Source organism: Accumulibacter sp. (assembly GCF_023806635.1).
GTDB lineage: Bacteria > Pseudomonadota > Gammaproteobacteria > Burkholderiales > Rhodocyclaceae > Accumulibacter.
Genome location: NZ_JAMTDQ010000080.1, coordinates 1 through 12,801, shown reverse-complemented (window position 1 = coordinate 12,801; position 12,801 = coordinate 1). Strand labels below are relative to the sequence as shown.

Genomic DNA, 12,801 nt, shown 5'->3' with positions numbered 1-12,801 from the left:
CCGACACTGGACTTCGGATGATCTGCAGACTTGCGGGTAAAGGGCAGGGCTAGGCGAGGCGCGCCGCACCTGTCACAGTAGGCATTGCGCCTCAGGCGGGGCGGCTGCGGTAGCTCCACGAGAACGGGCCGGCATGGCCGGCGAACAGCAGCCGGGTTGCCGCATCGGTGCGGCGCATGCGTGCCTTCAGTTCCTTGACCGGCAGGGCATGCAGCGGCAGTTCTGCAGGTCGTGGCAGCAGCGCACTGACACGGGTTTCCCCCTCGACGTGGGCGATCGTGCAGTTGACGTTGCCGCACGCATCTTCCCGTGCCGCCAGCAAGGCATCAATCTGTTTGCTGCAGGCGTCCGACTCGGCAGCCAGTTCCTTCACCAGATCGAACAACTGCGACAGCGAGCGCAGGGTCGGGGCGACCAGTGCCGACAGCCGGCGCCAGCCCACCTGCTGTTCGGGGGTCAACGTCGCCTCGTGATTGCGCAGGCGCTGCGCGAGCGCCAGGTAATTGGCGACCTCCTTGTCGCTGCGCAGGACATCCATGCGGGCGCGGTGCGCGTTGATCGCCTTCTCCGTCGCCACCCGCTTGCCGCGCAGGGTGGCCAGCTTGGCATCGAAGGTGCTCAGGTCGGGCAGCAGCATCAGCAGCACGGTATCGAGCTCGCGCCGTGCCCGCGCAGCGCCGACACTTGCCGTCCGGGCCGCCAGAGCGCTCGCTTCGGCGACCTCGATCGCCAGTTCCTCGGCGACGATGTGGCAGTTCGTCGCCTGTCCGACGACCACCTGGCGAGCGACAAGGACACAGTTGTCCGCCCGCTTGACGTTGATGCAGCCGGCAAGCGCGGTCAGGGTGGCGCCGGAAGCCATCCCCTCGACGGTGATGTCCCCGTCCTCGTTGCTCGTACTGCCGCCGACGAGGTTGCGTTTCAGCCGCACGACACCGCCGCTGGAGATGATTCTGCCGTAGACGTCGGCGTAGGCAGTGATGCTGCGGCACTGGACGACGCGTTTCTCCTGAATCTCGCCGTGCTGTTCGTACTCCTCGCCGGTCAGCAGAAGGTCACCGGTGGTCCGGACGCTGACGCCCTCATGGCTGACGATCTTGTCGGTCACCGAAAACTGGTTGCTCTGGCGGTCGATGCTGAGGAAGCCGCAGACAGTCGCCAGCAGGTATTCGGCGCCGTCCTCGTGGCTGATGCGGGTGCCGGGACCGGCGAGACTCGCGAGATCGAAGTCCTTCGGTAGCGGCGCTGGCAGTGCCTGGCCGGCAAGGCTGCGCCCATCGATGCCCGCAGCGCGCGGCTTCTTCTGCACCAGGCGCAGGCCGGCGGCGACCTGCGGATAACGCGTCTCGAACTGACGCAGATCGACCCGGTCGCCGAGCAGGCGGCGGGGCGCGTTGTTGCGGTGCAGTCCGGGCGCCAGCTCGCACACCTCTGCGTCCTTGCCCGGCACGAAGGGCAGGCTGTGGGCGATCACGCGGCGCTCGGCCTTGTCCACCTCGAAGCCGGCGCAGGTCGCAGCGATGTCGATGCCGAATCGCACCCCCTGCGTCCAGGCACTGGCGATGAACTCGTCGATATCCAGCCGAATGCGGGTCTCGGCCGCGACTTCACCGTCGCCCGCGTTGCGGTAGAGCGGCTCGAACAGATAGGCCGCCTCGTCGCCGTCGATCAGTATGGTGCTGTACAGCGCGCGGCGTTCCGGTCGAAAGAAGGTGATGTCGGCGGCCAGCAGCACCTCTTCCGTCGCTTCGCGGTCAGGGTCGCTGGAGCTACCGTAGAGCAGCGACGCGAAACGGGCGTAGTCGAGGCCACGGAAATAGAGTCCGGTGTCGAAGACGCGATTGACGAAGTCGGCGAAGTCGGCTGCCGTTTCGAGTCGCGTCGGCTGCACGTAAAGCCCGTCGGCACGCTGCGCGATGAAGCGCGACAGGGCAATCTGCCCGGCTTCCAGATCGGCGAGGTTGCCGATGGCACTTTCCGGATGTTGTGGCATTCTGGCAGTCAGATCCCGGTCAATTTGCTGCGCCGCAACGCGGGCGCCTGCTCGTGCAAGCATCGCGGCCCAGGGCACGACCGTGTGGACTGCCTGTCGTCGGAGCCGTTGCCGTTAGCGTACCAGAAAGCGCTGCCCGCTACATGCCGTCCGGCGGCAGCGGTCTGCAGCACGTCCTGCCGCATTCCCCGGGGGCAGTGGACGGGCTCTAGAGCGCAGGCGCCAGCTGCGGCCTGGCAGCAGTCGGCTGACGGACGGCGAGCCCTGCGGGAGGCGTGTCAGCCATTGCACTCGACCAGCGTTATGCAGGTTGTCGAGCGAGCCCGAGCAATGTCGGCAAGAGCAGGACGGGCAGCGCTCCTCGAATCACCACCATCACGCCCGCGATCATGCATTGCTACCGTTGCGCCCCACTGCTTTCTGCGCTGTTTCTCGCCGCCTGCGTCAGCCTGCCTCCGGAAGGGCCTGGGGTCATGGCGCTGCCCGGATCCGGGCGGACTTTCGAGCAGTTCCGTCTTGACGACCAGCTCTGCCGGGCCTACGCCGCGCGCTCGCTCGGTCCGCAGACGCCGGAAGGCGCGGCCGTCGATGCGGCGGTCGGAAGCGCCGTCCTGGGAACGGCAATCGGCGCCGCCGTCGGGGCTGCGATCGACGGCTCCAGCGGCGCAGCCGTTGGTGCCGGCGTCGGCCTGCTCGCCGGCAGCGCCACGGGTGCCGCTGCCGGGAATGCATCGGCCTACGAGCTGCAGCGGCGTTACGACCAGAGCTATCTGCAGTGCATGTATGGTCGTGGCCACCGGGTTCCGGTCGTCGCTGGCTACCCGCTGCGGGCCGGCGGCGCTGGCGGTCCGCCGGCGGTGGCCCTGCCGCCGCCGCCACCGCCGCCGCGTGGAGCGCCACCACCGCCGCCTCCGCCAGCCGCAGCCGCGCCACTGCCGCCGCGCGGCGCGCCGCCGGCACCCCCGGCACCCCCGGCACGTTGAAGCGGCGCGCCGCTGGGCGACTTCTGGCGTAAACTGCAGCACCCGTCGCCACGAAAGCTCGAGCCATGTCCCGCTCCACCCTCAAACTGCCCGCAAAGACTGCCGCCGATGTCGCTGCCGGCGAAGCGAGTGGCCGTCCCCGGCGGCCGATTCGTGGGCAGGGGGCGGTGGTCAGACATGCTGGCCGGCGGCATTCCGAATCTGATGCACAGCCGGCTGCAGGCCAGCCGTTGCCACGGCCGGAACCGGTGGCGGCTTCGCCGCGGCGCTCTCCGGTGGCGCGGCCGGAGCTTCCGGATTTGGGACGGGATGTGGCGTTCGCCGGCAAGGCGAAGGACGCCCGCACGTCGCCGCCAGGAGCCGGACGTGGCGCCGGTGCATCGCCGCCAGAAGGGCGGGACGCACGCGGCGCCAGCGGCAGCAAGGCAGGCGGCGGCGCGGTGGCCGGCGGGCGGCCGCCCGGACCACTGCCGGACACGCCAAGGAAGCAGCATCCGCCACGCGGCGTGGCGCGCAGCACCGGCGCACGTGCCTGCCCACCGTCGCGGCCTGCGGCTTTGGCAGTGACCGCCAGCAACGGTATGACTGAACCGGGGACGAGGCCGGCGGAGCCTGCCGCCGAGCCGCCGCCGGGCGAGCCTGCGGTGGCCTCGGCTCACCCCGGCTTGGCCAGGGAGCCGCCGCGGCTGTCCAGGCGGGTCAGCCAACTGACGGGATGTTCACGCCGCGAGGCAGACGAATGGATCGAGAACGGCTGGATCAGCGTCGATGGCGTGGTGATCAGCCGCCTTGGCGCCCGCGTCAGCCCGAAGGCGACGATCGAGATCCGGGATGCGGCGAGCAAGCACCGCAGCGCGAGCGTCAGCATCCTGTTCCACAAGCCGACTCCTGCCGGCGATGCACTGGCGCCGACGGGGCGCGAGACCGCGGTTGGCCGCATCCGTGCCGACAATCGGTGGGTCGAAGATGACCCTGCACAGCGTTTCGTCCTCGCCCACCTGCGCGGGCTGGCACCGGCTGGCGCGCTCGACGCGAGCGCTGGCGGGATGCTGGTGTTCACCCAGGAGGGCAGCGTGGCGCGGCGTCTGGCGGGTGGCGATGCGCGCGTCGAGAAGGAGTACCACGTCCTGGTCGAGGGCGCGCTGGCGGCGGGCGGCATCGAGCGACTGCGGCATGGGCTGGTGCTGGACGGCATCCGCCTGCGGCCGGCCGACGTCTCGTGGCTCGCCGAAGACCGTCTGCGCATCGTCCTGCGCCAGAGCCTGCCCCGGCAGATCCCGCGCATGTGCGCGCTGCTGGGACTGCGCGTGCGCGAACTTCGCTGCGTGCGCATCGGCAGCGTCCCGCTCGGCAGGCTGCCGCCCGGCACCTGGCGCTACCTGCGCGCCGACGAGCGCTTCTGATCCGTCCGCCAGCGACGGTCGACGTCGCCGCGCTTGCGATCCGCGGCGGCTGCGGCTACCATCCGGGCGATCATGCCGTCTCCCGTTCGGCAGCACCCTTTCGCAGCAAGTCGTCAGGATTTGGAGGCAGCCATCATGCCCGACAAGCGCCCCCCCCGTGATCTCGCAGCCTGGCTCAGCCTGATCGCCAGCCAGGAGATTCCGGTCCTGCGACAGACCGTCCGCCGGCTCGACGAGGCGCGGCAGAACCTCGAGCGCGTCGGCGGTCGCGAAATCACCGAAATCGTGCTGCAGGATCCGCTGCTGGCGGCGCGTGTTCTCGCCTACATCCAGTCGGTCGGCAGCCGCCGCCTGCGCGGCGACATCACGAATATTGCCGGCGCGGTGATGATGCTCGGCGTCGAGCCGTTCTTTCGCGCCTTTGACCGACCGCAGACGCTTGAGGGCAGGCTTGGCGCGCAGCCGGCTGCCCTGCTCGGTGTCCTGCAGGTCGTCCTGCGCACGCAGCGGGCGGCGCGCTACGCCCATGAATGGGCCTTCGCCCGCCATGACATGAACGTCGAGGAGGTCGCCCTCGCGGCGCTGCTGCACGACACCGCGGAAATCCTTGTCTGGTGCACCGCGCCCGAGATGGCGATCGAGATGCGTCAGCGGCAGCAGGCCGACCACAGCCTGCGCAGCAGCGCGGTGCAGCAAGCCGTTCTCGGTTTTCCGCTGGCCGAACTGCAGCTCGCCCTATGTCACGCCTGGCGGCTGCCGGAGTTGCTGCTCACCATGATGGACGACGGCAATGCGTACCTGCCGCGCGTGCGCAACGTCAAGCTGGCGGTCGATCTCGCCCGCCATACGGCTGACGGCTGGGGCGACCCGGCGATCGCGGATGATCTGGACGCCGTGCAGGATCTGCTGCACATCAACCGCGAGACGCTGCTGCATCGTCTGCAGGTGCCACCGGCTGTGTTGCCGCGCTTGTTGGAAGACGAACGCGTGCCAGGTCGCACGGGGCTCTAGTTGGCGAACTCCGTCCGGCAACCCCCCCAGTTGCCGATGCCCCGCTGCCGGCTCTTTGCCGTCGTCTTCATCGAAGGATTCTGCTCGCTTGGCGCCGAAGTCATCGCCTTGCGCCAGATCATCCCGCACATGGGCAGTTCGATCGTCGTCACCGCGCCGACGATCGGCTTCTTCCTCCTCGCGCTCGCCCTCGGTTACCACGCCGGCGGCCGCGTCGCCGCCAGCTACCGCGCGGTCGTCGCGAGGAACTTCCTACTGGCCGCTCTGCTGATCGGCGTCGGGCTGTCCGGCGCCGCCGTCGATCTCGTCTTCACCGCGATCAACCCGCCGGAAATCGCCTATCTCCTGCTGATCGCCGGCGTACTCTGTCCCGTGGCCTGGCTGCTCGGGCAGACGGTGCCGATCCTCAGCAACCTGTTGCAGCACGAGCGCGTTGGCGAGGCGAGTGGCGAGGCACTCTACTACTCGACGCTCGGCTCCTTTCTCGGCTCGCTGTCCTTGTCGCTGCTGTTGATGCAGTGGCTGGGCGTCTCGGCTGCGGTTGCATTCTGCGCGCTGCTGCTGCTCGCCGGGCACGCCCTGCTGTGCGCACGCGCCTGGTCGGCTGCGCTCGTCGCGCTGCTGGTCGGCATCGCGACGGTGACGGCCAACGCTTGGCTGCGGCCGCAGATCGAGACTGCCTACGCGAGCTATGTGGTCGAAGCGGCTGCCTACGATGGCGCGATCGATGGCCGTGCGCTGCGCAACAACAATTCCTTCGCCTCGCTGATCGACGAATCCGAGCCGCCGCGCTACGCGCGCTACATCAGGCACATCCGCGGCATGCTCCTCGACGACCTGCAGTTTCGCGGGCGCCGGATCCTCGTCCTCGGTGCCGGCGGCTTCACCGCGTCACACCGTGAGCCCGAGAATCACTACACCTATGTCGACATCGACCCGGCGGTTCGCGACATTGCCGAGAAGCACTTCCTGCGCGAGAAGGCAAACGGCGATTTCGTGGCCGACGACGCGCGTCGCTTCGTCGGCCGCAGCGAGCAGCGCTTTGCCGCCGTCCTCGTCGATGTCTATGGCGCCCACTCGTCGATTCCGGGTCACCTGGTGACCCGCGAGTTCTGGCAGGCGACGCGCCGCGTCGTCGACCCGCAAGGCCTGCTGATCGCCAACCTGATCCTCGACAGCGCGCTCGCCACCCCCTATGCGCGCAACCTCCTGGCGACGATCGAGAGCGTCTACGGCCGCTGCGCGGTCGAAGTGCTGCAGAAGCGGCAGGTGCTGGCCAACGTCATCGTCACCTGTCGCCATGGCGACGAGCCGGAAGCGGCGCAACTGTTCACCGACGAGCGCAACCGCGCCGACTTCGACCTGGCGCGATCACGCTGAGCCGCTGCGGGAGAAAGGCCGCCGCCGAGCGACGAGCGTTACCCGCCTGCGCCGGCAGGCCGGGATTGGGCGACGGGCTCAGCCTTTGCTGCCGGCCGCTCGTGCAACTCGTGAGCGCCGTGGAAAACGGTGTGGTGGTCGTAGTCCCACGCGCCCTTCGCCCTGCAGTGGTCTATCGGCCGTCGCTATCCCTTGCGGCGGAGACGGCCTGTGGCGCCCGCGAGCGCGATGCCGAACAGTGCGAAGGTGGCCGGTTCGGGGACCACCTGCGCGCGCAGGGCGATGCCGTCGTTGATGCATTCCTCGAAGAAGTGGGCGGTGAATCCTCCGCGTGGCAGGGCCGACAGGTCGACAGAGAAACCGATCAACGGCGCGGTGCCCACCGCACCGGCGCCGAAATGGCCAAGATCGAGCCCGAGGTTGCCCAGGTCGACGGTGCTCAGCGCAATGATTCCCGAGACGAGCGTACCGCTCGCCATGTTCGCGTACATGTCGCCGTTGCCAAGGTAGTCGATGACGTTGGTCGGCGTGTCGAGATCGCCCATGCTCTTCTGGGGACGGCCGAAGCCGGCGTCGTAGTAGGCCTGCAGCGTGCTGTAGCCGCCATTCTGCGGCGAGGCGAGGTCAACCACGCTGATGTCTCTGAACAGGCCGAGCGTGGTGTTGCTGCCGCTGAGGTTGCCGAACGAGTCGTTGTGTTGGTTGAAGCGAATGCCGAACACTGCCGGGTCGGTGAACTTGCTCTGTACCTCTAGGTTGTGGGTTGAGAAGTTGAGGAACAGGTCACCGACTGCGACGCTTCCATTGCGGGCAGAGTATGGCGTGCCGGTCAACGGCATGTCGCCGCTGATGGCGAAATGACCCGTCTGCCCGATCTGCCGGAAGGCTAGCGCACGCTCCTCGAAGCCGGTTCCGCCCGAACCGTCGTTGAACGAGTCGATCGCGTAGTTCCAGCCGTTGTAGAGTACAGCGGCGTTGGCGTTGCCGGGAGCGATGGCCACGGTGGCGATGCCGGCCAGGCTGAGCAGCATCGCCGGCAGGAGGCGGCGCGCGCCGCCGGCGCCGGGGGGAGGGGGCGCCGCGGCTGGGGCAGTGGCTTGGGCCTTGCGGAAAGTCCTTTTGGTGGTATTATCCATTCAGTTGTCGGTTCCATGGTTGGTGGTGAGTAGGTGCGGGTCAGGCCGCCGGGCAGGGCAGTGGCGAGGTCAGTGCCAGAACCGGGTCACAGCTCCTGCGTGTCCGCGTGCGAGGCGGGCGCGGTGGTGGCTGTGTCGTCTGCGGCGATGCCGGCTGCGGTGCAGCGACTCGACTTGCGGGGGGAGTATCCGCCTGCAGGTCGAGGGGCTGTTATGAACTACCTCACGGCGGCCCGTTCATGCGCGGCAGGGACTGCTGCTGCGCTGGACGTGGCGGGGCGCCAGCGGTTTCCCCGTGGCGCCGCAAGCGTTGCCGCTCTCCCGTTTCCCAGCGCTGTCCGTTTGCCGGCAAGGCTTTTCCTTCAGTCGAACGGATGAACCCGTCTCGCCTCTTGCTGGTCGCAGTCGGCTGCAGCGTGCCGAGCCGCAGCGGCCGTACCGGTGGCGCTGCCTCCGGCATCGGGTGCCGGAGGCAGAAGGCGTGACGGCCGGTCGCGTGGGTCGGTGGCGGCGCGACGGCCACGGCGACTGCGGCCCTGCAGGCTCGACGCGCCTCGTCAGGCGGACCGGCCGGATCGCATCGGACTTGTTGCGGGGAATGCAGACGCTGCGGTCGAAACGGTGCGGCAGACGCGCGTTGGGCTCATCCGGTGCTGTCGCCCGTCGCCGGGCGCCGGCGCAGCGCTTGCGCGCCCTTGTGGCCGAGATGGCGCAGGAGCAGTCCGGGGGGCATGCGCAGCCACTGGTAGCGGCCGATTCCGATGCTCACCGCGATTTTTGCGTGCCATGGGTGGGTGTGGCTCGGGAAGTCGCGGCAGGGTGCAGCACCGGGAAGCGCTGTCCGTCAACGTCCTGCAGGTCAGCGAAGAGCAGCGTCCGGTCGGGTTGCAGGCGGCTGGTGACCAGGCTGATCGAGTGATCGACGTCGCCTTCCATCGGGTGCCGGGGAAGCGCATCGGCGGCAGTTCATGGCTCCATTTGCGGTAGTAGCGATCGGCGTAGTCATCCACAGCTTGAACCTGCCAGCCGGCGGCGAGCAGGGCGGCTTCGCTGCGCCGCAGATCATCGCGGCTGACCAGTAGGTCGACGTCCTTGGGCAGGCGACGGCGCGCCGTCGCGAGATCCTGGATGACGCAGGCGCCACCCTTGAGGACGGCGACGCGCACTTCGCGACGCAGTAGCCTGGCCAGAGCGCTCAGTTCCATGCGCAGCAACTGGGCGCGATACGGCGAATAGATGATCGCCGAATCGAGATGGCCACGGACGCAGTCGGGCACGGCAGCCAGGTGCCCCGCGTGCGACTGGATGCGCTGGGCGAGTACGCCAAGCAGCCTTGCCCGGCGTGCCAGGCCAATCAGGGTGTCCCAGTCTGCAGGTCGCGCACCCGTCCGGTTGCCGTCGCCGTCGAGGGTCCGCTACGCCGGGCTTCGCCCACCCTTGACCGCGCCCGCGACGCCCTCAACCCGCCAGAACGCCCGGCGCGAACGACTCACCGACTGACATTTGCCGGGCGAACGAAGAAAGCACCGACAACCCAAAGTCATCGAATCGACCGACCGAATTGACAGCAAATTTTGGACTTGACAGACAACGGCGGCGAATGCGGGTGCAATCGAAAGTGCGACTGTGGATCAGGCTGCCTGTTGTCGTCTGGATTGCCAATAGCTGTCCCACTCCTGGTTGGCACGGCAGACGCGCAGGGCCAGCATGTGCCTGGCGTTTTTCAGTTTCCACCAGGCGCCGGCCCGCTTGAGGCGGTCCTGGATGACGTAACGGTGTGCGCTTTCGACTTCGCCGGACTCTATTGGCAGCTTGGCCATGAGCGCGTCTCGATAGTTGAACTGCCCCGGCGAATGCGAATGGCAGACGATGGAATGCTCGCTCCGGGGTGTCATCCAAGTACAGTGCCAACGCTTCGCGGGGCGGAGGCGCTGGGTCATTGGTGGGCGGTATGACTCGGCGGCGGAATGTAGACCAACGACCCGCGGCAGACTGGTGACACTGAAATGACAGGGCAGCGACCAACCAATCAACGACAAGGTTGATAGTCAATTTGATGGTCGTTCCCATGGCGAAACAGCATTACGTTTAATAAACAATGTGTTGTTCGCTGTTTCTGGCGGAAGCGGTGAGATTCGAACTCACGAACGGTTGCCCGTTGCCGGTTTTCAAGACCGGTGCAATCGACCACTCTGCCACGCTTCCCGGGCGACGCTGTAGGGCATTGCCGGCTGGCCCGAACGAAACGGGTGCCGCCTTGCGTCTGCGATGGCGCGGATCATAGCACGGCGCAGCCCGGCAGGCGCTTCCTCGTCGGCACGCGTCGACACGCGCAAGCCATCGACGGCGCGGCCGCAGCGCCAGTCACGGCCGTCACGGGCCGTCACGATTGAAACTTTCCCAATCTTTCGCTAGTCTTAGCCGCGTAACCGCATTTCGTCACTCAGGAGGAAGACCATGCAACCCCAGTACCAGATGAGCGCGCAGCAGACTGCGACCCTGTCGCTGCAACAGAACCGCGTCCTGCGCAACACCTTCATGCTGCTTGCGCTGACCATGGTGCCGACGGTCATCGGCGCTCTGGTCGGCGTGCAACTGCAGTTCTCATTCCTCGCCGGCAGTCCTTTCTTGTCGTTCATGCTCTTTCTCGGCATCGCCTTCGGCTTCATGTGGGGCATCGAGCGCACCAAGAACAGCGGCATGGGAGTCGTGCTGCTGCTGGCCTTCACCTTCTTCATGGGGCTGATGCTGTCGCGCATCCTGCAGGTGGCGCTGGGCTTCAGCAATGGCGGTTCGCTGATCGCCATGGCGGCCGGTGGCACCGGTGTGATCTTCTTCTCGCTCGCCGGTGTGGCGACGGTGACGAAGAAGGACTTCAGCTTCATGGGCAAGTTCCTGTTCATCGGCATGATCGTTGTCCTGCTGGCAGCGGTGGCCAACATTTTCTTCCAGATTCCGGCGCTCTCGCTGACCATCTCGGCGGTTGCCGTGTTGGTGTTCTCCGCCTACATCCTGTACGACATCAGCCGCATCGTCACCGGCGGCGAGGACAACTACATCTCGGCGACGCTGGCGGTGTATCTCGACATCTACAACGTGTTCGTCAGCCTTTTGAACCTGCTGATGGTCTTCAGCGGCGATCGCGACTGAGCCGCGAAGCTCGCCAGCAATGGGGCGGCTGCGGCCGCCCCTTTTCGTGGTGCGCCCAGCATGGGCGCACTCTTGTGGGTGGAAGTCCCACCGTAAGTTGATCACAGCGAGCGAAGCGAAGCGCAACTGCATAAGGGTGACTGAGTGTGGGAAGGAAGCGTGGAGCGAGGCTGCGAGCCGATGAACAAGAATCGGATAGAAGGCGCTGCCGAGCAGGCCGAGCGGGCCATGGGCCGCGAAGCTCTCGTGATCAAGGCGAAGCGGCGTAGATCCGGCGGTTGTGCAGCGAAGGAGTGCGTACTTACCTGGGGAGATCTCGCCTCATGGCTGAAAGGCCGACGGTGCCAAGCCGGAGCGAGAAGTCAGCAGAGGCCATAGTAGCTGCCGGCAAGGGGCGAAGGGCCGAACGAGTAGGAGGGCCGACGGCCATGTTGCTTGGAAGTGCAGTGCATCAGACGCTCGGGCAACCGGGGCGCAAGGCGGGAGGGCGAGGTGAAGCCAAGCCCGAAGCGTTGCGTGATGAAGCACGGCCGGCGCAACGGGGACTTGAAGGTTCAGGACGAGATGACCTGCTCACGCAGGCGCTCGCGAGAGCGAACATGGTGATGGCGTGGAAACGCGTCAACGCCAATCGCGGCAGTGCTGGGGTGGATGGACGGACGATTGCCGAGACGGCGGCGTACCTGAGAACGCATTGGCCCCGGATTCGGGAGGCGTTACTGAACGGCAGTTACCGGCCTGAGCCGGTGCGGCGCGTACAGATTCCGAAGACCGGTGGCGGGCGGCGGGAATTGGGGATTCCGACGGTGACGGGTCGGCTGATCCAGCAAGCCCTGCTGCAGGTTTTGCAGCCGATGATTGATCCGACGTTCTCCGAATACAGCTTCGGCTTCCGACCGGGACGCCGTGCGCACGACGCCGTGCTCACTGCGCGGCGCTGCGTGCAGGACGGCTACCGGGTGGTGGTCGACGTGGACTTGGAGAAGTTCTTGGATACGGCTTCACAATGCCCCCTGGTTCATGAGGTGTGGGAAAAGAGGTCGGGTGTATCCTCTATCACTCGGATTCGTAAACCTTTTCTGCGTCCTTGGCAGACATGGACGGCTTCCAGTTCGCCCCGCTTGACACGCTGCAACACCGTCTGTCGTGAGACGCCGAGGCGCTTGGTGGCCTCTTGCATCACCACGTAGCCTTCAGGAGCGCCCTCGACAAACTGCTGGACCAGCGCATCGGACAGGCGAATCTGCCAGGGCGCGCCGGGTGTGACCTGCTCGCCGACGACAAATCCGTCGTTGACCCAGCGATGGAGCGTCGAGGGTGCCATGTTCAGGACAACGGCGGCCTGTTTGATGCTCAGAAGCTCACCCACAGGCGGGTGTGCGGGGGGCTCGTAGCGCGGAATGTGCCACTGCCGGCGGGTATTGCCGACCAGGTTGGCGGTAAAGGGCAAGCCCCGTGCCGTCGTTCGGCCTTGCCGATTGAGAATGCCGGCGATGACACCGTCGGGGTGGCGAGCTGCCAAGCGGCGCAGGAGCGCCAAGGTCTCTTCATCGGTGCGAACGGTGGCCGGGCGAGAGCGCGGCAAATGGACATCCATTTCGGTCAATCGGCCGCCGCGCCAGCGCAGGGTCAGATGAGCCCGATAGTCGTCGCGGAAAACGGCGATACTAAGCCATAAACAACTGCAGTTCATATTGTACGAGCGCAGTCCGGATGCCTAAAAAACCCTCGCACGATCTCTGGGA

At 66.9% G+C, this 12,801-nt stretch carries 10 protein-coding genes, 1 tRNA gene and 3 pseudogenes; 6 read left to right on the top strand and 8 right to left on the bottom strand.

What is annotated here, in order from left to right; all coding sequences use genetic code 11:
• Nucleotides 1-91: 91 nt before the first annotated feature.
• Nucleotides 92-1,993 carry a flagellar assembly protein A gene (locus NFW30_RS13955; protein ID WP_295355946.1) on the bottom strand — a complete coding sequence of 634 codons (1,902 nt, stop codon included), beginning with the start codon at nucleotides 1,991-1,993 and terminating at the stop codon, nucleotides 92-94.
• Nucleotides 1,994-2,268: 275 nt separating this feature from the next.
• Between NFW30_RS13955 and NFW30_RS13950 the strand changes: the two genes are divergently transcribed.
• From NFW30_RS13950 to NFW30_RS13935, 4 genes are all read left to right on the top strand, one after another.
• Entirely contained in the window at nucleotides 2,269-2,976 is a 708-nt protein-coding gene (locus tag NFW30_RS13950; RefSeq protein ID WP_363322111.1) for a hypothetical protein, read from the top strand.
• 644 nt (nucleotides 2,977-3,620) lie between these two features.
• On the top strand, nucleotides 3,621-4,379 hold the full coding sequence (locus NFW30_RS13945; protein ID WP_295355947.1) for a S4 domain-containing protein: 759 nt from the start codon (nucleotides 3,621-3,623) through the stop codon (nucleotides 4,377-4,379).
• A gap of 135 nt (nucleotides 4,380-4,514) precedes the next feature.
• Nucleotides 4,515-5,390, top strand: coding sequence for an HDOD domain-containing protein (locus NFW30_RS13940; RefSeq protein WP_295355948.1), 876 nt, complete (start codon nucleotides 4,515-4,517; stop codon nucleotides 5,388-5,390).
• Nucleotides 5,391-5,426: 36 nt separating this feature from the next.
• On the top strand, nucleotides 5,427-6,770 hold the full coding sequence (locus NFW30_RS13935; protein ID WP_295355949.1) for a fused MFS/spermidine synthase: 1,344 nt from the start codon (nucleotides 5,427-5,429) through the stop codon (nucleotides 6,768-6,770).
• A gap of 185 nt (nucleotides 6,771-6,955) precedes the next feature.
• On the opposite strand, the gene NFW30_RS13930 is transcribed toward NFW30_RS13935, so the two are convergent.
• The 6 genes and pseudogenes from NFW30_RS13930 to NFW30_RS13910 form a co-directional block, all read right to left on the bottom strand.
• Nucleotides 6,956-7,906, bottom strand: a complete 951-nt coding sequence (locus NFW30_RS13930) for a PEP-CTERM sorting domain-containing protein (RefSeq protein WP_295355950.1) — start codon at nucleotides 7,904-7,906, stop codon at nucleotides 6,956-6,958.
• A 643-nt stretch (nucleotides 7,907-8,549) separates the two neighbouring features.
• The gene (locus tag NFW30_RS13925) at nucleotides 8,550-8,675 is read right to left on the bottom strand and encodes a hypothetical protein (RefSeq protein WP_295355951.1); all 126 of its coding nucleotides are present in this window, start codon (nucleotides 8,673-8,675) and stop codon (nucleotides 8,550-8,552) included.
• Nucleotides 8,672-8,842, bottom strand: a complete 171-nt coding sequence (locus tag NFW30_RS13920) for a hypothetical protein (RefSeq protein ID WP_295355952.1) — start codon at nucleotides 8,840-8,842, stop codon at nucleotides 8,672-8,674. Before NFW30_RS13920 ends, NFW30_RS13925 begins: the two co-directional genes overlap by 4 nt.
• Nucleotides 8,843-8,943: 101 nt before the next feature.
• Nucleotides 8,944-9,237 (bottom strand): annotated as a pseudogene (locus NFW30_RS20100) (nucleotidyltransferase family protein); the annotation flags it as partial.
• Between the two features lie 300 nt (nucleotides 9,238-9,537).
• Nucleotides 9,538-9,717: pseudogene (locus tag NFW30_RS13915) on the bottom strand (ISKra4 family transposase); the annotation flags it as partial.
• Between the two features lie 306 nt (nucleotides 9,718-10,023).
• Nucleotides 10,024-10,111: transfer RNA gene (locus NFW30_RS13910), tRNA-Ser, on the bottom strand.
• A gap of 252 nt (nucleotides 10,112-10,363) precedes the next feature.
• On the opposite strand from NFW30_RS13910, the gene NFW30_RS13905 reads away from it, so the two are divergent.
• Complete coding sequence (locus NFW30_RS13905) at nucleotides 10,364-11,056, top strand: Bax inhibitor-1/YccA family protein (RefSeq protein ID WP_295355953.1); 693 nt, start codon at nucleotides 10,364-10,366, stop codon at nucleotides 11,054-11,056.
• A gap of 428 nt (nucleotides 11,057-11,484) precedes the next feature.
• A pseudogene (locus NFW30_RS13900) lies at nucleotides 11,485-12,045 on the top strand (reverse transcriptase domain-containing protein); the annotation flags it as partial.
• Nucleotides 12,046-12,074: 29 nt separating this feature from the next.
• Here the strand turns inward: NFW30_RS13900 and NFW30_RS13895 are convergent.
• Complete coding sequence (locus tag NFW30_RS13895) at nucleotides 12,075-12,749, bottom strand: hypothetical protein (protein WP_295372298.1); 675 nt, start codon at nucleotides 12,747-12,749, stop codon at nucleotides 12,075-12,077.
• Between the last annotated feature and the right edge of the window lie 52 nt (nucleotides 12,750-12,801).

Bases quoted from the DNA above. Each gene is read 5' to 3' on its own strand.
- NFW30_RS13905 (WP_295355953.1), top strand. From the start codon at position 10,364: ATGCAACCCCAGTACCAGATGAGCGCGCAGCAGACTGCGACCCTGTCG.
- NFW30_RS13955 (WP_295355946.1), bottom strand. From the start codon at position 1,993: ATGCCACAACATCCGGAAAGTGCCATCGGCAACCTCGCCGATCTGGAA.
- NFW30_RS13940 (WP_295355948.1), top strand. From the start codon at position 4,515: ATGCCCGACAAGCGCCCCCCCCGTGATCTCGCAGCCTGGCTCAGCCTG.
- NFW30_RS13895 (WP_295372298.1), bottom strand. From the start codon at position 12,749: ATGAACTGCAGTTGTTTATGGCTTAGTATCGCCGTTTTCCGCGACGAC.
- NFW30_RS13935 (WP_295355949.1), top strand. From the start codon at position 5,427: ATGCCCCGCTGCCGGCTCTTTGCCGTCGTCTTCATCGAAGGATTCTGC.
- NFW30_RS13920 (WP_295355952.1), bottom strand. From the start codon at position 8,842: ATGGAAGGCGACGTCGATCACTCGATCAGCCTGGTCACCAGCCGCCTG.
- NFW30_RS13930 (WP_295355950.1), bottom strand. From the start codon at position 7,906: ATGGATAATACCACCAAAAGGACTTTCCGCAAGGCCCAAGCCACTGCC.